This is a genomic window from Arthrobacter glacialis, assembly GCF_002909445.1.
GTDB classification, from domain to species: Bacteria; Actinomycetota; Actinomycetes; order Actinomycetales; family Micrococcaceae; genus Specibacter; species Specibacter glacialis.
In genome coordinates, this window is the sequence record NZ_PPXC01000006.1 from 223,016 (window position 1) to 242,566 (window position 19,551).

23 protein-coding genes and 1 pseudogene are annotated in these 19,551 nt (G+C 62.2%); 15 read left to right on the forward strand and 9 right to left on the reverse strand.

Annotation, left to right across the window (positions count from 1 at the left end):
* Nucleotides 1-26 precede the first annotated feature (26 nt).
* Both CVS27_RS09970 and CVS27_RS09975 read right to left on the reverse strand, forming a co-directional pair.
* Nucleotides 27-1,499 carry a DUF349 domain-containing protein gene (locus CVS27_RS09970; protein ID WP_103465573.1) on the reverse strand — a complete coding sequence of 491 codons (1,473 nt, stop codon included), beginning with the start codon at nt 1,497-1,499 and terminating at the stop codon, nt 27-29.
* A gap of 123 nt (nt 1,500-1,622) precedes the next feature.
* On the reverse strand, nt 1,623-2,423 hold the full coding sequence (locus CVS27_RS09975) for a peptidylprolyl isomerase (protein ID WP_103465574.1): 801 nt from the start codon (nt 2,421-2,423) through the stop codon (nt 1,623-1,625).
* Between the two features lie 248 nt (nt 2,424-2,671).
* Between CVS27_RS09975 and hisS the strand changes: the two genes are divergently transcribed.
* The 3 genes and pseudogenes from hisS (at nt 2,672) to CVS27_RS21730 (ending at nt 6,987) form a co-directional block, all read left to right on the forward strand.
* Nucleotides 2,672-4,018 (forward strand): histidine--tRNA ligase, encoded by a 1,347-nt coding sequence (gene hisS / locus CVS27_RS09980; protein ID WP_103465575.1) that lies wholly within the window; start codon nt 2,672-2,674, stop codon nt 4,016-4,018.
* A gap of 212 nt (nt 4,019-4,230) precedes the next feature.
* On the forward strand, nt 4,231-6,006 hold the full coding sequence (gene aspS, locus CVS27_RS09985; RefSeq protein ID WP_103465576.1) for an aspartate--tRNA ligase: 1,776 nt from the start codon (nt 4,231-4,233) through the stop codon (nt 6,004-6,006).
* A 180-nt stretch (nt 6,007-6,186) separates the two neighbouring features.
* Nucleotides 6,187-6,987: pseudogene (locus CVS27_RS21730) on the forward strand (GNAT family N-acetyltransferase).
* A 49-nt stretch (nt 6,988-7,036) separates the two neighbouring features.
* On the opposite strand, the gene CVS27_RS09995 reads toward CVS27_RS21730, so the two are convergent.
* Nucleotides 7,037-7,525, reverse strand: coding sequence for a GNAT family N-acetyltransferase (locus tag CVS27_RS09995; protein ID WP_103465577.1), 489 nt, complete (start codon nt 7,523-7,525; stop codon nt 7,037-7,039).
* Nucleotides 7,526-7,588: 63 nt separating this feature from the next.
* On the opposite strand from CVS27_RS09995, the gene CVS27_RS21270 reads away from it, so the two are divergent.
* A complete protein-coding gene (locus CVS27_RS21270) occupies nt 7,589-7,771 on the forward strand; it encodes a hypothetical protein (RefSeq protein WP_243400125.1) in 183 nt (60 codons plus the stop codon).
* Nucleotides 7,752-8,084 carry a GrpB family protein gene (locus CVS27_RS10000; protein WP_243400130.1) on the forward strand — a complete coding sequence of 111 codons (333 nt, stop codon included), beginning with the start codon at nt 7,752-7,754 and terminating at the stop codon, nt 8,082-8,084. The genes CVS27_RS21270 and CVS27_RS10000 overlap by 20 nt, the downstream gene beginning before the upstream one ends.
* Nucleotides 8,085-8,091: 7 nt before the next feature.
* On the opposite strand, the gene CVS27_RS10005 is transcribed toward CVS27_RS10000, so the two are convergent.
* Both CVS27_RS10005 and CVS27_RS10010 read right to left on the reverse strand, forming a co-directional pair.
* Nucleotides 8,092-8,643 (reverse strand): GNAT family N-acetyltransferase, encoded by a 552-nt coding sequence (locus CVS27_RS10005; protein ID WP_243399790.1) that lies wholly within the window; start codon nt 8,641-8,643, stop codon nt 8,092-8,094.
* A 9-nt stretch (nt 8,644-8,652) separates the two neighbouring features.
* Entirely contained in the window at nt 8,653-9,147 is a 495-nt protein-coding gene (locus CVS27_RS10010; RefSeq protein ID WP_103465578.1) for a GNAT family N-acetyltransferase, read from the reverse strand.
* A 175-nt stretch (nt 9,148-9,322) separates the two neighbouring features.
* On the opposite strand from CVS27_RS10010, the gene CVS27_RS10015 reads away from it, so the two are divergent.
* Together CVS27_RS10015 and CVS27_RS10020 are read left to right on the forward strand one after the other, a co-directional pair.
* Nucleotides 9,323-9,622 carry a hypothetical protein gene (locus CVS27_RS10015; RefSeq protein ID WP_133162911.1) on the forward strand — a complete coding sequence of 100 codons (300 nt, stop codon included), beginning with the start codon at nt 9,323-9,325 and terminating at the stop codon, nt 9,620-9,622.
* A 135-nt stretch (nt 9,623-9,757) separates the two neighbouring features.
* A complete protein-coding gene (locus tag CVS27_RS10020) occupies nt 9,758-10,168 on the forward strand; it encodes a CbbQ/NirQ/NorQ domain-containing protein (protein WP_103465580.1) in 411 nt (136 codons plus the stop codon).
* Here CVS27_RS10020 and CVS27_RS10025 read toward each other — a convergent pair.
* Complete coding sequence (locus CVS27_RS10025; RefSeq protein WP_165788287.1) at nt 10,161-11,438, reverse strand: MFS transporter; 1,278 nt, start codon at nt 11,436-11,438, stop codon at nt 10,161-10,163. The two genes, CVS27_RS10020 and CVS27_RS10025, sit on opposite strands and share 8 nt — an antisense overlap.
* Before the next feature lie 52 nt (nt 11,439-11,490).
* Between CVS27_RS10025 and CVS27_RS10030 the strand changes: the two genes are divergently transcribed.
* The 3 genes from CVS27_RS10030 (at nt 11,491) to CVS27_RS10040 (ending at nt 14,015) form a co-directional block, all read left to right on the forward strand.
* On the forward strand, nt 11,491-12,504 hold the full coding sequence (locus CVS27_RS10030) for a GlxA family transcriptional regulator (RefSeq protein ID WP_103465639.1): 1,014 nt from the start codon (nt 11,491-11,493) through the stop codon (nt 12,502-12,504).
* A gap of 399 nt (nt 12,505-12,903) precedes the next feature.
* Complete coding sequence (locus CVS27_RS10035; protein WP_103465582.1) at nt 12,904-13,518, forward strand: DJ-1/PfpI family protein; 615 nt, start codon at nt 12,904-12,906, stop codon at nt 13,516-13,518.
* Nucleotides 13,515-14,015, forward strand: coding sequence for a MarR family winged helix-turn-helix transcriptional regulator (locus CVS27_RS10040; RefSeq protein WP_103465583.1), 501 nt, complete (start codon nt 13,515-13,517; stop codon nt 14,013-14,015). The genes CVS27_RS10035 and CVS27_RS10040 overlap by 4 nt, the downstream gene beginning before the upstream one ends.
* 95 nt (nt 14,016-14,110) lie before the next feature.
* Here CVS27_RS10040 and CVS27_RS10045 read toward each other — a convergent pair whose 3' ends face one another.
* Both CVS27_RS10045 and CVS27_RS10050 read right to left on the reverse strand, forming a co-directional pair.
* Nucleotides 14,111-14,698: an HAAS signaling domain-containing protein gene (locus tag CVS27_RS10045; protein WP_103465584.1), complete on the reverse strand. Its 588-nt coding sequence runs from the start codon at nt 14,696-14,698 to the stop codon at nt 14,111-14,113.
* Nucleotides 14,695-15,072, reverse strand: a complete 378-nt coding sequence (locus tag CVS27_RS10050; RefSeq protein WP_103465585.1) for a PadR family transcriptional regulator — start codon at nt 15,070-15,072, stop codon at nt 14,695-14,697. The genes CVS27_RS10045 and CVS27_RS10050 overlap by 4 nt, the downstream gene beginning before the upstream one ends.
* Before the next feature lie 112 nt (nt 15,073-15,184).
* Here CVS27_RS10050 and CVS27_RS10055 point away from each other — a divergent pair, with 112 nt between their 5' ends.
* A complete protein-coding gene (locus CVS27_RS10055; protein ID WP_243400126.1) occupies nt 15,185-15,733 on the forward strand; it encodes a YdeI/OmpD-associated family protein in 549 nt (182 codons plus the stop codon).
* On the opposite strand, the gene CVS27_RS10060 is transcribed toward CVS27_RS10055, so the two are convergent.
* Nucleotides 15,730-16,335: an acVLRF1 family peptidyl-tRNA hydrolase gene (locus tag CVS27_RS10060; RefSeq protein ID WP_103465587.1), complete on the reverse strand. Its 606-nt coding sequence runs from the start codon at nt 16,333-16,335 to the stop codon at nt 15,730-15,732. The two genes, CVS27_RS10055 and CVS27_RS10060, sit on opposite strands and share 4 nt — an antisense overlap.
* 32 nt (nt 16,336-16,367) lie before the next feature.
* Between CVS27_RS10060 and CVS27_RS10065 the strand changes: the two genes are divergently transcribed.
* The 4 genes from CVS27_RS10065 to CVS27_RS10080 all read left to right on the forward strand — a co-directional run bounded on the left by CVS27_RS10065 (nt 16,368) and on the right by CVS27_RS10080 (nt 19,506).
* A complete protein-coding gene (locus tag CVS27_RS10065; RefSeq protein WP_243400127.1) occupies nt 16,368-17,810 on the forward strand; it encodes a replication-associated recombination protein A in 1,443 nt (480 codons plus the stop codon).
* 272 nt (nt 17,811-18,082) lie between these two features.
* Nucleotides 18,083-18,709 carry a 30S ribosomal protein S4 gene (rpsD, locus tag CVS27_RS10070; RefSeq protein WP_103465588.1) on the forward strand — a complete coding sequence of 209 codons (627 nt, stop codon included), beginning with the start codon at nt 18,083-18,085 and terminating at the stop codon, nt 18,707-18,709.
* A gap of 164 nt (nt 18,710-18,873) precedes the next feature.
* Nucleotides 18,874-19,248: a DUF948 domain-containing protein gene (locus CVS27_RS10075; RefSeq protein ID WP_103465589.1), complete on the forward strand. Its 375-nt coding sequence runs from the start codon at nt 18,874-18,876 to the stop codon at nt 19,246-19,248.
* Between the two features lie 24 nt (nt 19,249-19,272).
* Nucleotides 19,273-19,506: a hypothetical protein gene (locus CVS27_RS10080; RefSeq protein WP_103465590.1), complete on the forward strand. Its 234-nt coding sequence runs from the start codon at nt 19,273-19,275 to the stop codon at nt 19,504-19,506.
* The last annotated feature ends 45 nt before the right edge of the window (nt 19,507-19,551 follow it).

The following is a 19,551-nucleotide window of genomic DNA, read 5'->3' on the forward strand; positions in this document are numbered from 1 at the left end:
GCCTTGTGACTTGCTGAAAATACTTGCTAGGAGAAGTCCGCAGCAGCCTTCTGGATTTGCTCCAACCACAGTTCACGGGCTTCCAAGGCTTCAGTTGCCTTGGCCACCTTGCGGGCATCCCCGGCCTTCTGGGCCTTGGCAAGATCTTCCTTCAGGCCAGCAATGGTGGCTTCAAGCTGGCTCAAGGCGCTGCTGGTGCGGGCTTTGGCTTCGGGGTCGCTGCGGCGCCAGTTGTCCTCATCGGCGGCACGAACGGCGTCCTCAACCTTGCGCAAGCCGGTATCAATGCGCGCCATGTCATTGCGCGGAACCTTGCCGGCTTCCTCCCACCTGTCACGAATGGACTGCAAAGCCTTCTTCGTGGCGTTGAGGTCCTTGATGGGCAGCAGTGCCTCGGCTTCGGCAAGCAGGGCTTCCTTGACCAGCAAGTTGGCACCGAATTCCTCATCGAGGGCGTTGTTGGCGTCCTGGCGGGCAGCGAAGAACTTGTCCTGCGCGCCGCGGAAGCGGGCCCACAGGGCGTCGTCGTCCTTGCGGCTCGCGCGCGGTGAGCTCTTCCACTGATCCATCAAGCGGCGGTACTCGCCAGCGGCGAAACCCCAGTCGGTTGACGTGGCCAATTCCTCGGCGGCCTCAATCAAGGACTCCTTGGTGTTCTTGGCTGCGGCGTTGTTGTTGTCCAGCTGCGAGAAGTAGGCGCGGCGGTGACGGTCAAACACGGTGCGGGCGCTGCGGAATCGCTTCCACAGGCCTTCCTCCGTGGCGCGGCCAAGGCGCATGCCGGACTTCTGTGCCTGCTTCCAGAACTCGAAGAGTTCGTTCATGCGGGCGCTGCTAACCTTCCACTGAATGGCTGCGGGGTCTTCGGCTGCAATGGCCTCGGCCTCGGCCACAATGGCCTCGCGGGCCGCCAACTCAACGGTGCGGGCAGCCTCGTGGGTTGCGCGCTCCGCGGCGGTCAGGGCCTTGATGCTCTCATCCAGTGCCACCAGACGGGCCAACGCCGTGTTGACGTCACCCACGGAAGTGCGTTCGCCAAGCTGTTCGCGCAGGTGCGTGACAGTCTTGTGCATGTCAGCGGTGGGGGCCTTGGCCTCAACACGCTGCTCAAGCAACGTTACCTGGGCCAGGATGTCCTCGAACTTGCGGGCAAAGTAGGCCAGGGCCTCATCCTTGCTGGCGCCGGGGTACTGGCCCACAGGGAACTCTTCGCCGTCCAGCAGCAGGAAAACGTGTCCGTCTTCTTCAGCGCGGCCAAACTTGGCAGCTTCCACCAGATTCACCGCCGGGACAGCCGCCACAGGGGCAGCAACGGGGGCAGCAGGCGCTGCGGGAGCCTTGGGCCGGGCAGCAAAGGCCGCCGGTGAAGGCGAAGGCGAGGGAGCTGGAACGGGGGCCTGCGCCGCGTCGGCAACAACTGGTGCAGAGCTTTCCTGGGCAGGAATAGCCGGCTCGGTTGTTGAGGCAAGTGTTTCGTCGGATTCTTGACTGTGTGTCACCGCTAAAAGTCTTTCGCTGGAGGGAACTGATGGGTGGAGCAAAGCGATCTGGCCGTGATCGCGCTGGAGCGTGGTTTCCGTGGTGGGCGCTAATGCGTTCCGCCAAGAATGGCCTTATGAAATCTAATCAAGCTTGAACGAGTCTATCGTCACCTTGGTCTTGGGTGCGCCGTCGGTGGCGTCTGCCTCGATGCCGCCGCCAGCAATTGCGTCCACAACATCCAGGCCGCTGGTGACCTTGCCAACAATTGTGTAGCCGCCGGTGTCCTGCGGAAGGACCGTGTCCTTGAAGGTGATGAAGAACTGCGTGCCATTGGAGAACGTGGTGTTTGCGCGGGCTACGGCAATGGTGCCGGCAGGGTATTTTCCGTCAGCCGGGGTGTTTTCCACCGGGCCCCACAGGTAGCTGGGATCGCCCTGGCCGTCGCCGTTGAGCGATCCGCACTGCAACACACCGAAGTCGGGCGCGTCGGCCAGGCGGTGGCAGCTCTTGCCCGTCATGAAGCCGGAGTCTGCCAGGGACTTGAATACGGCCGCGGCTTGGGGTGCGGCGGTGCCGTCCAGGCTCACGCCAACGGGCTGGCCGTTGAGGCTCAGTGATCCAGTGAAGGTCTTGCCCGCGGCGGTGTCAGCCTTGGGAACCGTGGGACTGTTGGTCTCTGCAGGCGCAGCCGTTGTGGGGGCCGGCGATGGTGCCACCGTAGCTGTGGGCGTTGGTTCGGTCTCAGCCGATGCGCTGTCCTTGGGTGTGAACACAGTCAGCGCCAGCACAATGGCAACCACCAAGGCAACAGCGATGGCGATGGCCGCGATCAAGTTGTCGCGCTTGCGGCGTTGCTGTTGCTCCTGGTGCAGGGCCTGGTTGGCCTGCATGCGTGCAACGCGTGCCTTTGCTTCGCGGTTGGACTTATTGGTGTTGACCAACTGTGCCTCGCCTTCATGTGTGAGCTTCAACGTGAGCGGTACGTTTACCCGCGCCGTGTGAGCGTGGCGGGGGTAGGTTAGGGGTGGAGTGCCAAACCTTATAAAATGGCATTCGGTGTCAGTTTACTCATGTATGTGCCGCAAAGCTGCGAGCATGACAGGGCCACGCTCACACCATTACGTTTACCCGCGACGCCACTTCTCGTGATCGAACACCTCACGTGGCGCATGTTAGGAGAGCATTACCCATGGCACGCAACGCCTCCTTGTCCGGTTTTCCCGAGTGGCTTCCCGAGGAACGGCTGGTGGAACAGCATGTGTTGGACACCCTGCGCCGCACCTTTGAACTTCACGGGTTCAGCTCTGTAGAGACTCGGGCGGTGGAGACTGTGGGCCAACTCCTGCGCAAGGGTGAGATTGATAAAGAGGTGTATGCGCTCTCCCGCCTGCAGGACGACGACGGGAATGCGGCCGCAGCTGCCAAGGCCGACCCCAACCAGCTGGCCCTGCACTTTGACTTGACAGTGCCCTTTGCCCGCTACGTGGTGGAGAACGCCGGATACCTGTCCTTCCCGTTCCGCCGCTACCAGATCCAGAAGGTGTGGCGCGGCGAGCGTCCCCAGGAGGGCCGTGCCCGCGAGTTCACCCAGGCGGACATTGACGTAGTGGCCGACGGTGAGCTTCCCTTCCGCTATGACGTGGAACTTGCGCTGGTGATTGCCGAGGCACTCTCCGCCCTGCCCATTCCCGCCTTCAAGTTGCGCATCAACAACCGCAAATTGGCTGAGGGTTTCTACCGGGGGATTGGCCTGAGCGACACCGCAGGGGTGCTGCGCAGCATCGACAAGCTGGAAAAGATTGGCGCGGAAGCCGTTGCCAACCTGCTGAAGAACGAGCTCGGCGCCACTGACGAGCAAGCCGCCAAGGCCCTTGCCTTGGCATCCATCCGCACGGAAGACACCTCCTTTGTGGCCGCTGTGCGCGCACTGGGTGTCACCGACGAGCTCATGGAAGAAGGCTTGAGTGAGCTGGAGCAAGTTATTGCTGCAGCCGTGAAGAGCGCCCCGGGTTCGGTGGTGGCGGACCTTTCCATTGCCCGCGGCCTGGACTACTACACAGGAACCGTCTACGAGACTGTACTGGTGGGCCACGAGGCGCTGGGTTCCATCTGCTCCGGTGGCCGCTATGACGCCCTGGCATCCAAGGGCAACCGCAAGTTCCCCGGCGTCGGGCTCTCCATTGGTGTCACCCGCCTGGTGGCCCGCATCCTCAGCCAGGAATTCGCCAAGGCCTCGCGCAGCGTCCCCACAGCCGTTCTGGTCACCCTGGTGGATGAGGACAGCTGGTCGGACGCCCAGGACGTGGCAGCAGCCTTGCGGGCCCGCGGCATCTCCACCGAGGTTGCCGCCAAGGCGGACAAGTTCGGCAAACAGATCAAGTACGCCGACAAGCGCGGGATTCCCTACGTCTGGTTCACCGACGAGTCCGGGACCCACCAGGTCAAGGACATTCGTAGCGGCGAGCAGGTAGTGGCGGATCCCGCCGTCTGGATGCCACCGGCTACGGACCTGGTGCCGCAAATCGTTCAGGCGTAGTACCAGCCGCACGAGCACTCTCACGAGGTAGGGGCTGGTGCCCGCACCGCGCCACACACGACTCCGTCGGTGTGTCCGCGGTGGCACCCACCACACCGCCAGCCCCTACGCTCGCTGCGCGCTCGGGTGCCTGCCTGATCACGGTAAACTTCTAGACAAATCATCTTTGCGGCTCGGATCCCGGGCTGTTCACCACCATTGAAAGGAATGCTGTGCTGCGCACACATGACCTGGGCTCCTTGCGGGCCGAACATATTGGCCAGACCGTCACACTCTCGGGGTGGGTTGCCCGCCGTCGAGATCACGGTGGTGTGGCTTTCCTTGATCTGCGCGACGCCTCGGGCGTGTCGCAGATTGTGGTGCGTGAAGAGGATGTGTTCCATTCACTGCGCAACGAATACGTTTTGCAGATCACCGGAATGGTTTCCCGCCGCCCCGAGGGCAACGAGAACCCGGCCCTGGCAACAGGTGAGATTGAAGTCATGGCGGATACCGTCGTCGTCCTCAACGAAGCCGCACCGCTGCCGTTCCAGGTAGACGAGCACGTTGAGGTTGGTGAGGAAGCGCGCCTGAAGCACCGCTACCTGGACCTGCGCCGTCCGGGCATGCAGCGCAACCTGCGCCTGCGCTCGGAGGCCAACCGCGTGGCCCGCAACCTGCTGCACGAGCAGGGCTACACCGAGATTGAAACCCCAACGCTGACCCGTTCCACCCCTGAAGGCGCCCGCGACTTCGTGGTGCCGGCACGGTTGGCACCGGGTTCCTGGTACGCACTGCCGCAGTCCCCGCAGCTGTTCAAGCAGTTGTTGCAGGTGGGCGGCTTTGAGAAGTACTACCAGATCGCCCGCTGCTACCGAGATGAGGACTTCCGTGCGGACCGCCAGCCGGAATTCACCCAGCTGGACATCGAGGCAAGCTTCGTGGACCAAGATGACATCATCGCCCTGGGCGAGAAGATTGTCTCCGCATTGTGGAAGCTGATCGACGTCGAAATCCCGATGCCCATCCAGCGCATGACGTACCGCGACGCCATGGCCCGCTTCGGCTCGGACAAGCCGGACCTGCGCTTCGGGCTGGAATTGACCGAGATGACGGAGTTCTTCAAGGACACCGAGTTTGGCGTGTTCAAGGCTCCTTACGTTGGCGCAGTTGTCATGCCCGGTGGCGCTTCACAGCCCCGCCGCCAGCTCGATGCTTGGCAGGAATGGGCCAAGCAGCGCGGCGCCAAGGGCCTTGCCTACGTGCTGGTCAAGGACGAGGGTGAGCTGACTGGTCCGGTTGCCAAGAACCTCACGGACACCGAGCGTGCCGGCCTGGCCGACGCCGTTGGCGCCAAGATCGGTGACTGCATCTTCTTCGCCGCCGGCGATGTTTCCCCCTCACGCGCACTCCTGGGTGCAGCCCGCGTTGAGATCGGCCACCGCACCGGGTTGATCAACCCGGCCGACTGGGCCTTCGTGTGGATCGTCGACGCGCCCATGTTTGAGCCAGCATCCGACGCCGTCGCCTCCGGTGACGTTGCTGTTGGTGCCGGCAAGTGGACAGCTGTGCACCATGCGTTCACCTCGCCCAAGCCCGAGTTCATGGACACCTTTGACACCGACCCGGAAAACGCGCTGTCCTACGCCTACGACATCGTGTGCAACGGCAACGAGATCGGTGGCGGTTCCATCCGTATCCACCGCAGCGATGTGCAGGAACGCGTGTTTGAGCTCATGGGCCTGGACAAGGAGTCCGCGCAGACCAAGTTCGGCTTCCTGCTCGAGGGCTTCAAGTTCGGAGCCCCGCCGCACGGCGGCATTGCCATCGGCTGGGACCGTGCCGTGTCCCTGCTGGCCGGGGTGGATTCCATCCGCGACGTCATTGCGTTCCCGAAGTCCGGCGGCGGCTACGACCCGTTGACCCAGGCCCCGGCGCCCATCACGGCGCAGCAGCGCAAGGAAGCCGGCGTTGACTTCAAGCCGGAAGCCAAGCCCGAGGCCAAGTAGCACCTGCTCCACACGTAAATGCCGGTCTCCCGCCCAGGGAGGCCGGCATTTTTGTGGTGAGTGCGCAGCTAATGCGAGTTTCGGCGTCGGAACTCGCATCAGCTGCGCACTCACCAGAGCCGGTGACCTTGCCTCCCACGGTGATCGAGTCGAGCGCACCGTCAGCGCCGCCCGGCTACGATGAAGCGTGTGAATGACTCTGTCGGGCGAGACTGTACCGTGGACGCCCTTGAAGTGTTGATGAATGAGTCCTGGCCTGCTCCGGAGGCGATGGATCGCGATGGGTGGGTGCTGCGATCAGCCAGCTCAGTGACCCAGCGGGCCAACTCGGTGTGGCCTCGACAGGCGCCCGCTGATCTTGCGGTGGCACTTCGAGATACCGTGAGCTGGTACGCCACACGCCGCCAGCCCGTCATCTTCCAAGTGACCCATCGCCCGGAAAACCGCGCTTTGGAACAGCTGCTGGACCTTCAGCGATATTCTCGGCAGTCGGAGACGCTGATCATGACAGCTGTTGGCAGCGTCAATGGGGCCCCTGCCACGCCGGCCGGCATCACCCTGACGTTGAGCGGTGCGCCGTCGAAGGAGTGGATTGATTTGTGATGGCGGATAGACGGTAGGGGAGCGGCCGCCGAACGCGAGGTGGCCCGGGGGATCCTCACGGGAATCCCTTCGCTCTACGCCTCGGCCGTGAATGGCGACGGCATGGTGGTGGGAACCGGGCGGGTGACGCTGCTCAACGGGTGGGCCGGGATCTATTGCATGAGTGTCCATCCGGGCTTTCGCCGGCAGGGCATTGCAGCGTCCATTCTTCGCCAGCTCCTTGACGCGGCTCACGAGCGAGGCACTGCCCAAGCGTGGTTGCTGGTGACGGCCGCGAACGCAGGCGCGCATGCACTCTATAAACAAGGTGGATTTAGAGAAGTTGGCAGGTATCACTACCGCCAAGCGCCTCTGCGCCGGGCACCCATGGCCTGCTGACCGGCCACTGCCGCCGCTACGCCTGCTCGCCAATGCCCTCGGATGTGACCTAAAGAATCAGCTTGAACCCCACGTGAGACGCTGTGAAGCCCAGCCGCTCATAGAATCGATGAGCGGCGTCTCGAGATTTGTCACTGGTCAACTGGACCAAGGCGGCGCCCCGGTGCCTCCCCTCTGCGATGGCCCACTCCATCATCGAGGATCCCAAGCCGTTGCCACGAAGCCGCTCGTCTACCCGGACCGCCTCCACCAGCAATCGCGTCGCGCCCAACCGGGCCAGGCCGGGGATAACTGTCAACTGCATGGTGGCCACAACAGTTTCCAGGTCATCCACGACGGCGACCAGCAACTGCGCCGGGTCCGCGTCGATCGCCTGAAAAGCAGTCAAATACGACACGTGATTCTCAGGCGCAGTCGAATTCTCAGCCTGGCGGATGGTGTCGTTGGCCATAAGTTCAACAATCGGGACAACGTCGGCTTCAACGGCCCTGCGCAAGTAAAAACTTTTACCGGACAAGACAATGGTTTCGAGGATCATGAACTGATCCTTTCACGCCCCGCGAGTACGTACCTCAGAGATCTCCGGCTATAGGCTGGGTGGATGCCCGGCAGCTCAGAATTCAGCGCACGCCGTCCCGATGTCACCGATGTGGAACTTATCGGCGGCGTCGAAAAGCGCAGCCTCACCATAGTGGAGTACGACCCGATCTGGCCAGCCATTTTCAACGTCAGTTCCGGGGCTTGCGGCGAAACCGATTGTCGACATCCTCGTAACGGTTGCTGACATCACCGCAGAGGAGGATTACCTCAGCCCTCTTTTGGATGTTGGTTATGAGCTTCGGATCCGTGAGCCTGGACATCGTATGGTCAGGACACCGGCACTCGATGTTCATATCCACCTCCTCGAGGTCAAGCATCCAAGTGTTAGTGCCTACCTCGAGTTCCGGAACAGGTTGCGGAAGCATGCCCAGGATAGAGACCTCTATGCTCGGACAAAACGTGAGCTCCTGACGCAGGACTGGCCAGACATGAATGCCTATGCCGCTGCCAAGGCCGAAGTCATCACAGATATCCTGTCACGAGCGCGCCCCAGGTAGCGCTTCATCAGGCATCCTGGTCGTGCAGGATTGTTTGGTAGAGGTTGTGGTCCTGCCAAGTCCCGGCGATCTTGAGGTACTCGGGCGCCAGGCCAATCTGCTCGAAGCCAGCCTTCAACAACACCCGCTGCGAGCCAATATTGTGCAGCAGTGTGCCTGCTTCTATGCGGTGCAGCCCAAGTTCGTCACGGGCAGTTTCGACGAGCACCTTGACCGCAGCGGAGGCCAGGCCACGACCTGCGTACTGTTTATCCACCCAGTAGCCCAACCCCGCGCTCTGGAAGGGGCCGCGCACTATGCCGGTCAGGTTGAACCGGCCCACGAGGACATCGCCGGCAAACAACCCGAAGGGAAACCCCTGGCCAGCCTCTGTGGCCGCAAGGCGGTTCACCATGTCAGCGGCCTGCCAGGCCTCCGTGTAATATTCCTCGGGACGTACCGGTTCCCACGGAGCAAGATATTCCCGGTTGCGCAGATAGGCGGCAGAAAGTGCCGCCGCATCGTTCGTTCGCAGTAAACGAATATGGACGTCTTCACTAAGTTTTCGTGATTCAAACACCCGTCAACACTATGCCAAGCGTGTTTCTTGCGGCTGGGAGTTGTCAGCAAGATCCAGCAGCATGAATACACTGTGCGGATCAGGAACATAGGGCCCAAAGGGTGGGCACTCGGTAAATCCGTGCCGTGCGTAGAGTCGCCGAGCCGGGGCGAAGAACTCATGGCTGCCCGTCTCCAGGTACAGACATCGGTAGCCGCGGTTCCGGGATTCTGCAACAATCCTCTCGAGAAGCAAGGCAGCAACACCACGTCCACGCGCAGCAGGGGTGGTGCGCATGGACTTGACTTCGGCATGGAAGGGGTCCATTTGTTGCAAAGCACCACAGCTGAGCAGCTGCTCACCGTCGCGCGCGGTCCAAAACGTTACACCCTGTTCGGACAGCGCCGAATGGTCCAAGGCATGGACACTGTCGGCTGGCGAGGTGGCAAACATGTCGGCCAGGTGCTCCTCGAGCAGTCGCCGAACCTCTGCCTGTTGGGGGTCGTCAATCTCAATCAAAATCATGGGTAGACCATATCCTCAATTGTTGTTCGACTGTGGAACATTGGCGACGGCGAATGCTCCTGCAGGGTTCCGCACCGCATATGCTCTGGTCGCCCCATGGCAGCCCATGCCACACTGTGAACCAGCGGGCCCTCCACGGTGCTGGTTTCAGTGCCCAAATCCCTCCCAGGAGGCCGTGAGCATGTGGGACTGGATCAGCTGCCGGGCACTCATTCTGGCTGTGGTGCCGTTCGTGATCGCAGGCTCACTCTGGTTCCTGTCCCAGAAGGCCGGAGGTTGGTACGAGCCGGGGTTCTTCCTCATCCTGATACTCTCGAGGCCCGTCCTGGCGGGAATGGCTGCCTTCGCTGTCATTTTCGCCTTCCGAAGGGAAGACGGCATTCGCAGGTTGGAAGGAGTATCAAAGGTCGCCAGTCTTTCCGCACTCGTTGTATTCGGCGGAGTGGTCCTCACTGGTTCTGCCGGCATCATCTAGTCCCTCTGGATCTAGCTTCCGGTCTTGGAACCTGCCGGGGCCCCGCGATTCAAGTCAAGCAGGATCAAAGAAGCGCCGTCGTCCCGCTCGGCCTACAGTGGAAGCCATAAAGCAGCCGATAGAAAGGAACTGATCATGAACACCACTTTCAGCAAAGAGGAAAAAGCAGCAATGCGTGCAGCCGCGGCCGAAGCCAAGGCCGCACAACAGGGCGCCGACCTGGAAGCGGCATGCCTGGCTGCAATCGCCGAGATGACGGGTACGGACAAGGAGTTGGCTGAGACGTTGCATCACCTGGTCAAGACGCACACTTCCTTGGGGGCAAAGACTTGGTACGGCATGCCGGCGTACACAAACACCAATGGCAAGGTGGTGGTGTTTTTTCAAGGCGCCACAAAGTTCAAGACGCGGTACGCCACCATTGGCTTCCAGGATGATGCAAACCTCGACGACGGTAATTTCTGGCCTAGCTCCTATGCCGTGAAAAAGCTGACGGCCGCCGATCAGAAGCGGTTGGTGGCGCTGCTGGAGAAGGCTGTCAGCTAGACATACCTGCTGCTGCACCCTCCGAACGGTCTACCGCTGCCTGATCCCCAGTGCCGGCTGCGACCGGCGACGATGGATGCACGGGGGAGCGCCTGCTTCCGGTCCGGATGGTCAACCAGGCAAGGACAGCCAGCATGGCCGCGGTCGTGGTGAGTGCCAGAGCATTGACGCCTCCCCACCCCAACAGTTGGAGCAGGCCCGCGGCGGCGAAGGAGCCCGCAGCCGAGATGGCGGCAGTTGCCCCGTCAGTGAAACCCTGAAGTTTGGCTCCTCTGCCCTGAGGGTACGACTGGAGCAGGAGCGCCGAGCCTGCGACGAACAAGATATTCCATCCCACGCCCACCAGGGCCAACGTCACCGTCATGGCCCATCCGGAGTGTGTGATTATCCCGAGGGCGCACCCGCTGGCCATGATGAAACCACCGGCAACATTGGTTTTGAAGACGCCAAACTTCTTGAGAAATAACGCGCTCAGTGCTGATGGGGCAAACATGCCGATGAGGTGCCACTGGATCATGGTTGCGCCCAGGGCAGGGGAGTGCCCCACATGGTGGTTCGCCAAGGGGCCTGTAGCCATGACGAGCGTCATCACGAGTCCGGAACCGGTCAAAACGAGCACCGCCTGCTGGAACCGGGGATTACCCGCCCGGTCCCGAATCTTGATGGCGGGGTCATTGATTTCCATGCCGCCGCCAGTGGACGGCGGCATGCTCGATGCCAAACACAGGGCGCCAACGCCCAGAATGGCTATCAATACGCACGAACCCACAAACGGTTGTTCGGCGGCTTTCGATGCTGCAACGGCGGCGAACGGCCCCAGGGCGGCAGCAATGATCCCGCCGTACATCACCAGAGCCAAGGCCCGTTCGCGTCTGGCTGGTGGAGCAAATTCGGCAGCAACAAAACGCAGAAACCCGCCCACGGCCCGGTATCCACCAGTCAGTGCAGTCCCGAGACAAAACAGTGTAAATGACTGGGATGCGACGGCGACGGCCGAAAGGACTCCGCCGACGACTGCTGTCAGGGATCCGGCCATCATGACCGGCCGGTACCCGAAGCGTGCAGCGGCATGTCCGGCAATGAAGGAACATGCCGTTCCAACCACCACAATCAGGCTCAGTGGAAGCGTCATCAACATGGGTGTGGGGGCCAGTGACATGCCCACCAAGCCGGTGAGCGTCAGGTCAATGCTGACAATCATGTAGTAGCAGGCCTGGGCAGCGATGAGGCGAGGCAGTAGATTACGAAAACTGGAAGCGTGGTGGGTCATGCTTCCACAATTCCATTGAGAAAGCTGCGCGGACAGTGGCAAGATAGCCACTATGCAAAAGTATCCTGCCACACGTGCCGGAAGCGGCGCCCACCCAGATACCGGCAAGGGCCGGATCAAGGTTGCAGTCCTGGCCTTGCCGGAAGTCCTGCCTCTGGACTTTGGCATACCCTTCCAGGTCCTTGGGCGGAACACTCCCGGCCTCTACGAAGTGGCCACATGTTCAGCTGGTGGGCAGCCCGTCCCTGCAGTGGGAGGCTTCTCAGTGGCCCCGGACAGGGGCTTGGAACTGCTCGCCGAAGCGGACACCGTGATCATTCCGGGCTACACAGCGTCCCGGGAGCCGCTCCAAGCGGAGGTTCACGCGGCCTTGCGGCAGGCCCATGGGCGAGGAGCCCGCATGGTCTCCATCTGCACGGGAGCCTTCGCCCTGGCCCAGGCCGGCATCCTGGACGGGCTGGCAGCCACCACCCACTGGGGATCCGCGGCAGATTTGGCCGCCCGCTACCCGCGCATCGCTGTGGATGAAAATGTGCTTTTCGTCGACAACGGCCAGGTGCTCACGTCGGCAGGAGTGGCTGCCGGGATTGATCTTTGCCTGCATTTGGTTCGCAGCGACTGGGGGTCAGCACAGGCGAATCTGACGGCACGCTCGATAGTTTCTGCGCCCCGCCGGGAAGGCACGCAATCGCAATTCATTGAGCACCGTCCTGTGTATGGGACCTCGGATCAGCCGCGCGACGTCGCAGCCGCCATGGAGTGGGCCGCCACCCACTTGCACCGGCCCATCACACTGGCGCACATCAGCGCGGCAACGGCGCTTAGCGAAAGGACCCTCGCCCGCAGATTTGAGACGCATGCCGGAACTACACCCATGAAGTGGCTGGCGATGCAACGCGTGGAACGTGCCAAGGAGCTATTGGAGACGACGGCGGCCCCTATTGACAGGATTGCCGCGTCCGTGGGTATGGGGACCGGTGCCAACTTCCGCACCATCTTCAAAAAATCGACATCCCTTACTCCCAGTCAGTACCGGCATGCTTTCAACGCCAGCCACGGCAAGTAGTCATTCCGGGACGAGTGTTGTCGCAACTTCGATGAGTCGCGTCCAGGTGTCCGGGTCTTGGGGCTTGAATTCGCGGCCGAGGGGCGTTCGCCCGAGAACAGCCAATCTCGGCCACCAGCCGGTCCAGAATCTCGCCCTTGACCTTCTTTGAAATATCCCTCCAGCACACCAAAGCGCCCGAACATGCACCAGAGATTTCGCCAGCATTTATCACTTCAGGCACGCCCCCATTTCGAGAGCATCATGAGGCACCGCGTGGGCTTTGGTGGCCAACTTTGTCGGCCGCATGAAGCCACTCAATGCCACGTCCTGTGAACTACGCCAAAAAAGACATTGACAGCGTGCTGTCATTCGAAGGAGAATGACAGTACGCTGTCAACTTTGAAGGTAGGGCAACAAATGAAAACTGTGATTCTTTACGCGACGGACACCATGGCGGACTGGGAGTATGGCTATCTCCTGGCCGGATTGACGATGGCTGAGCAGGCTGCGCCCGGCCGGTTCAAGCTGATGGTGGCTTCCGAGGGTCCGGGGGAGTATGTAACAACCATGGGCGGCTTGCGACTTCACCCCGATCTGCAGCTCAGCGAGCTGGACCTCGACAACGTTGCCGCGCTCATTCTCCCCGGAGCCGATACCTGGGGCGCCGGCCATGACGCCATTCTCCGCGTGGCCGGAGATCTGTTGCTGGCGGGCACGCCAGTGGCGGCAATTTGTGGCGCCACGCTTGGGCTGGCACGAAGGGGGCTTCTCAATGACAGGCCCCACACCAGCAACGCCCCCGAATTTCTGCTCGGCGCTCACGAGTACCAGGGCGCGGCCCGCTACCTTTCACAGAAGAGCGTCACTGACGGGAACCTCATCACGGCGCCCGCAACGGCTCCCATCGAATTCGCCAGAGCCGTTTTTGAGCGGCTCGAACTCTTCCCCCAGCCGATGATCGACGCGTGGTACGGGCTGTACACCACCGGAGACAAGAAGTACTTTGACCAACTGACTGGCGCCGCCGAATGAGTGAACGGTCCGCCGGCGGCGATGCGCTGACAAACCTGGTCCTGCCGATCTTCGAGCTCAACGGCGAGTTTCTTGCCGCAGCACGCGACATTGCAGAACCGGCCGGACTCACCCCCGCCTGGTGGCAAGTCCTTGGCGCAACGCTGGATGAACCGCTGACGGTCTCGGAGATTGCGCGCAGGGTCGGCTTGGGGCTGGCCCGCCAAAGCGTGCAACGAAGTGCGGACATTCTCGTCGAAAAATGCTGGGCCGAGTATCTGGCGAACCCGCACCATCAGCGAGCCAAGCTTCTGCAACCCACCCCGGCCGGCCGGGAATCAATCATCGGGTTGCGCCATGCGCAGCACCAGTGGGCCGATGCGGTGGGGAATGCCGTCAGTGAAAGTGAACTGCTGGCCGTGCAGGGAATTATTCAACGCATCATCGCCGCGTCCCGGGCATACCGGGGGGATTCGGTGTCGATCCCGGATGAAGAATTGCCGGGCGGCCCTGGCTAGGGGCGTGGACTGGGCGGTGGCATGTCCAGTCACCTGGCCGTGCGTCCAAGACCTTGAAAGGAGGCGGATCTCAACCACCAATTCCGCCACGGCACTTAGCGCGGACGACGGCGAAAGACCCGCCACGCACGGCTTGTTCCAATGAAGGCAAGGGCTGCCAGTCCCAGGGGGAACCACAGCGCGGCGTCTCCGCTCCACCCAATTCCGATGCCCTCAGCTGTGGAGAATACCAGGACGTCTACAAAGAAGAAGTGTGAGCTGAATTCCCCGCCAGCCTGGTGGGCCACTGATAGCATCCCCAAGGTGTAGGTGAGCCCGAGAATCCAATACACCATCAGTGCTGCCAGTCCAGCCGCCACTCCTGCAGTCCACAAAACGCGTTTCTTGGACGTGCCCTCGGCATAGCTGGCGGCCAATTCGCGGGGCTCGCCGAGTCCTGAAATGGCCTCTTGCAGCGTGTGAATGTCAGCTTCGGCGTCGATGATGTTGCGCAGATCGTTGAGAATCTCCTTGCGGCGGCGGCCGGGGACGCGCCCGTCAAGGAACAGGTCCACCTTGAGCAGGTACCATTCGCGCCGCGCGGCGTGGGCCAGTCCGCGTCCTCGTGATGTGTTGGTAGCACGCTGTTCTTGCTGGGGATCGCGCGGGCCTTCCGCATCCAGTTTCTGGTGGCTTGAATTCATGACTTGTTCCGATCTGTTGGCTGCTGTGAAGTTTGGCTGGCGGGGGAGAGGCCGCGCTCGGCCACGTCGGCAAGGTCCCGCCACCTATGTGCCGCATCGACCCGGGCCAACTGGCCTTGCTCAGTCAACAGGTAGTACTTTCTGGCCGGTCCCGACTGGGATTTCTGGGTGTAGCTGTTGAGCAGGCCATCGCGCTCGAATCTGCTCAGCACGGGGTACACGGCGCCCGTTGCCAGACCGGCCAGCCCCAGGGCCCGCAGGCGTTCGACCAGGTCGTAGCCGTAGGACTCCCGCTCACCCAACAACGCAAGAATGAGCATGGGCAACACGCCGCGCAGCAGCTGGGGGTCGTGTGGTTCGGGAGATCTGTCCATCCTGGTAGTCTGCCACAGCTATTAGTCAATGAGTAGTAGTTGTCAGGTTATAGATGGCCAATGGATCAAGAGTGTGGTTGCCTCAAGGGTGAAGTGACGAGGAGGGAACATCGTGGTGGAAATACTTGAGTTTTCCCAGGCAGCCGAATGGGAGTCGTGGCTGACCGAGCACCAAGACCAGCAGGTTCAGGCGTGGCTGCGGGTCGGCAAAAAGCGCTCGGCCATCGCGCTGATCACCATCGCCGAAGCCGCAGACGTTGGCCTGTGTTTCGGCTGGATCGACGGCCAGCGGAAGGGCCTTGACCAGGACTCCTTTCTTCAGCGCTACTCACGCCGCAGGGCAAGAAGTTCCTGGTCCCTCATAAATGTCCAGAAGGCCGAGGCGCTGATGGCCGCCGGGCGCATGCACCCGTCTGGGCTCGTGGAGGTCGACGCCGCCAAGGCTGACGGCAGGTGGGCGGCAGCCTACGAGCCGCAGCGCACGGCCAGTGTTCCGGCTGAGCTGACTGTCGCGTTGGAGAGTGACCCGGTTGCCCGCGCGGCCTTTGAGGGCCTCGGTCGATCCGAGCGGTACCTGCTGATACTGCCGCTGCTCAGGAGCGTCACCGTGGAGGCCCGGGCGAAGGCCCTGGCCCGGATCCTTGCGCAGTTGAGCGGCTAATCCAAAGCGTCGGTGATTCTGATGCGAAGGGAGCAAAAATCCGCGGCCGCCCGCGTCAGCACATCCATTTTCGGATCCACCACGGCCAGGGGTGCCAGCCGGGGAAGCCTTGCATATTGGCGCAGTGCCGAGGCCGCCAAGGCGGACTCCACCAGCAGTTTGTCGCCGCCGGTGGCTAGATACTCAAAACGGTGGTCGCCAAAGATGCGTGCAGCCTCCTGTGCGGCACGTTCGGCCACGGCAGCACCGGCATCCCCGCCGCGGGACCGGGCCGAGGCGCTGCCCACCTTGTGTGCCAGCAGTTTTCCTGCCACGGCAACGCCCACGGCAAAGCCGCCGCGGCGGGCCAGCAGTATGCCGATCCGGCGTTCCTGCGCGGCCACGGACACCACCCGCTCCAGCAGGTCCGCCCCGCGTCCTGGGCGTCCATCGTCAGGCCAGGGTGCGCTGAGCAGCGCGGCTGCGCCGTCGCACATGCGCAACTCCACGCCGTCGTCCGTGTCCTGGGCTAGCTCCAAACCGCCGTGGGCGGCTGAAAACCGCTCCACCCAGCCGGGCATGCGGGCGGGCGAAACGAATGCAGTGCGGTTTGCGGTGTTCACGCAGCAAGACTACCGGGGGATAGCCTAGAGGGGTGAGTGACCTTTTTAGCAGTGTAAATGACGGCGATGACGACACGGACGACGCCGGATCCCTCACCTTTGGGGGTGGCACCAGCACCCAGGCTGCCCGGCCCCGCAGCCCCCTGGCGGTGCGCATGCGCCCACGCAGCCTGGCTGAAGTGGTGGGTCAGCAGCACCTTTTGGGTCCCGGCTCACCGCTGCATATGCTGGCAGCCGGCGGAAGTGCCGGCGGTCCTGCCGGGCCCGCCTCCGTGATGCTGTGGGGACCTCCCGGAACCGGAAAAACCACTCTGGCGCATGTGATTGCACGCGGTCCGGGCCGCAAGTTCGTGGAACTCTCAGCGATTACGGCCGGTGTGAAGGATGTTCGCAGGGTCATGGACCAGGCACTCACCGACAGGGACCTGCACGGCCGCACCACCGTTTTGTTCCTCGATGAGATCCACCGTTTCAACAAGGCCCAGCAGGACGCCCTGCTGCCCGGGGTGGAAAACCGCTGGGTGGTGCTGATTGCCGCCACCACCGAAAACCCGTCGTTCTCCGTGGTGGCGCCGCTGCTGTCGCGCTCCATTTTGCTGACCCTGCAGCCTTTGACCAATGCCGACATTGCGGGCTTGCTGGAGCGGGCCATTGTTGACCCGCGCGGCCTGGACGGACTGGTTTCGGTGACGGATGAGGCCATGGACCACCTGGTGCGGCTGGCCAGTGGCGATGCCAGGCGGGCATTGACCACTTTGGAGGCTGCGGCCGGCGTAGCGCTGAACGAACTGGATCCTGAGGCCACCACCGCCGACGGGCCGGTGGTTGTTGACCTGGACATAGCCGAGCGGGCCATTGACGCTGCCGCGGTGCGCTACGACAGGGCAGGGGATCAGCACTACGACATCATCAGCGCCTTCATCAAGTCCGTGCGCGGCTCCGATGTGGACGCGGCGCTGCACTATTTGGCCCGCATGCTCGAGGCGGGGGAAGACCCGCGCTTCATCAGCCGGCGCATCATGATTTCCGCGGCCGAGGATGTTGGCATGGCGGACCCCACCGCCCTGCAAACAGCTGTTGCGGCGGCCCAGGCTGTGGCGTTGATTGGCATGCCCGAGGCTCGGATCATCCTTGCCGAGGCTGTGGTCCATGTGGCAACGGCGCCCAAATCCAATGCCGCCTACCTGGGCATCAACGCGGCCATCGCCGATGTGCGGGCTGGCAAGGGAACCATGGTTCCGTTGCCGCTGCGCGACGCCCACTACTCAGGCTCCGCGGGGCTGGGACACGGCAAGGGTTACCTTTACGCCCACGATGCACCCCACTCCATAGCCACCCAGCAATACCCCCCTGATGACCTGGTGGGACGCAACTACTACGTTCCCACGCAGAACGGGCATGAGCGCGACCTGGACACCCGCGTGGCACGGCTGCGGGAGTTGATCCGTGGCACGGAACCCGGTGCCAAGCGCTAAAGCAGCACCCGACTGAGTCGTTGCGCGGAAAAATCGGCAGGCTGACACGGGAGGCAACTTGGTGCCCGTGTTGGGTGAAGTGGTAGAGTTGATGCTGCACTGGCAAGCCTTGGCTCCATGCACAACATCACTGCTGAAAAAGCGCGAATCTTCGCGCCCTTTCACGAGCTTGTTGCGCATGCCCAGGTGCTGTAGCGATGGGTTGCAATAGCCCCAACTCTCCACAATGGAGGCCAGAACAAATACTTATTGCAAATATTGGAAGGACACAAGTGGCTAACAACACACGTGCCCGCCGTCAGGCCCGCCTTTCGCGAGCCCTCGGCATTGCTTTGACCCCGAAGGCTGCCAAGTACCTGGAACGCCGCCCGTACGGCCCCGGTGAGCATGGCCGCGCCCGCAAGAAGCAGGACAGCGACTACGCGGTACGCTTGCGCGAAAAGCAGCGTCTGCGCGCCCAGTACGGCATCCGCGAAGCACAGCTCACGCGTGCCTTCGAAGAAGCCAAGCGCACCAAGGGCATGACCGGTGAAAACCTGGTTGAGATCTTGGAAACCCGTTTGGACGCCTTGGTTCTGCGTGCAGGCTTCGCCCGCACCACCGCCCAGGCTCGCCAGCTGGTTGTGCACCGCCACATCATGGTTGACGGCGCCCGCGTGGACCGTCCGTCATTCCGCGTTGCCGAGGGTCAGCTGATCCACGTGCACCCGCGCAGCCAGTCCATGGCTCCTTTGCAGCTTGCTGCAGCTGGTGCTCACCGCGACGTGCTCCCCGCCGTCCCGGCCTACTTGGATGTCAAGCTGGAGAGCCTGCAGGCTCGTCTGGTTCGCAAGCCCAAGCGCGCCGAGGTTCCCGTAACCTGTGAAGAGCAGCTGGTTGTTGAATTCTACTCACGCTAAATTTCATTAGCGTCAGTAGAGCTTACGATCATACGTAGCTTGAAACACAAAACAGCCCGCGGCACGCGCCGCGGGCTGTTTTGTAACCAAAGCACCTTTACTGTTCGGTAGGGTACTTAGGAGTGAAACTTACGTCCACGAGCAAGGAATTGAGGCAGCCCTCCATGAGTGGTGGCGATATTGCAGGATTGATAGCGGCGGGCGTCTTTGCCGTCCTGGTCGCGATACTGGCTGTTCCCATTCTGAAATTGGGCAAAGTCTTCGACGAAATGCGCGTCACCATCAAGCAAATCAGTGACGGCACCACGCCCCTCATTGATGAAGTCACAGCCACTGTGGCCACCACCAATACGGCGCTGGGCAAGGTGGATGGAATTTCCAACAATGTTTCAGACGCCACAGCCAACATTTCCGCTCTCTCGGCTTTGGTGGCCGCCACCATCGGCTCACCGCTGATCAAGGTGGCAGCGTTTTCCTACGGCGTGCGCCAGGCTTTTGCCGGCCGTGGAAAACCCAAACGCGGCAAACGCAGCCGCTAAAAGAAGCCACTGAAGGAGAAACTCATGAAGAAGATCTTTTGGCTCGGGGTGGGCATCACCATAGGGGTCATTGCCGCCCGCAAGATTTCCGCCGCACAAGGCGCCCTTGGGCCCGCGGGCCTCAACCGCGCGGTAGGCCGTGTCAGCGACTCGATTCACGACTTTGCCGACGCCCTGCGTGAGAACATGAATGAGCGCGAATCGGATTTGCGCGTGGCACTGGGCGTTGACCAGGCCAGCAGCTCCGAACGCCGCTAACCACTTTTCACGCACTTCGCCCATGTGAAGTACATTTTTGCCCGC

Bases quoted from the DNA above. Each gene is read 5' to 3' on its own strand.
- hisS (WP_103465575.1), top strand. From the start codon at position 2,672: ATGGCACGCAACGCCTCCTTGTCCGGTTTTCCCGAGTGGCTTCCCGAG.
- CVS27_RS09995 (WP_103465577.1), bottom strand. From the start codon at position 7,525: ATGATCCTCGAAACCATTGTCTTGTCCGGTAAAAGTTTTTACTTGCGC.
- CVS27_RS21270 (WP_243400125.1), top strand. From the start codon at position 7,589: ATGCCCGGCAGCTCAGAATTCAGCGCACGCCGTCCCGATGTCACCGAT.
- CVS27_RS10010 (WP_103465578.1), bottom strand. From the start codon at position 9,147: ATGATTTTGATTGAGATTGACGACCCCCAACAGGCAGAGGTTCGGCGA.
- CVS27_RS10020 (WP_103465580.1), top strand. From the start codon at position 9,758: ATGAACACCACTTTCAGCAAAGAGGAAAAAGCAGCAATGCGTGCAGCC.
- CVS27_RS10025 (WP_165788287.1), bottom strand. From the start codon at position 11,438: ATGACCCACCACGCTTCCAGTTTTCGTAATCTACTGCCTCGCCTCATC.
- CVS27_RS10030 (WP_103465639.1), top strand. From the start codon at position 11,491: ATGCAAAAGTATCCTGCCACACGTGCCGGAAGCGGCGCCCACCCAGAT.
- CVS27_RS10035 (WP_103465582.1), top strand. From the start codon at position 12,904: ATGAAAACTGTGATTCTTTACGCGACGGACACCATGGCGGACTGGGAG.
- CVS27_RS10040 (WP_103465583.1), top strand. From the start codon at position 13,515: ATGAGTGAACGGTCCGCCGGCGGCGATGCGCTGACAAACCTGGTCCTG.
- CVS27_RS10045 (WP_103465584.1), bottom strand. From the start codon at position 14,698: ATGAATTCAAGCCACCAGAAACTGGATGCGGAAGGCCCGCGCGATCCC.
- CVS27_RS10050 (WP_103465585.1), bottom strand. From the start codon at position 15,072: ATGGACAGATCTCCCGAACCACACGACCCCCAGCTGCTGCGCGGCGTG.
- CVS27_RS10075 (WP_103465589.1), top strand. From the start codon at position 18,874: ATGAGTGGTGGCGATATTGCAGGATTGATAGCGGCGGGCGTCTTTGCC.
- CVS27_RS10080 (WP_103465590.1), top strand. From the start codon at position 19,273: ATGAAGAAGATCTTTTGGCTCGGGGTGGGCATCACCATAGGGGTCATT.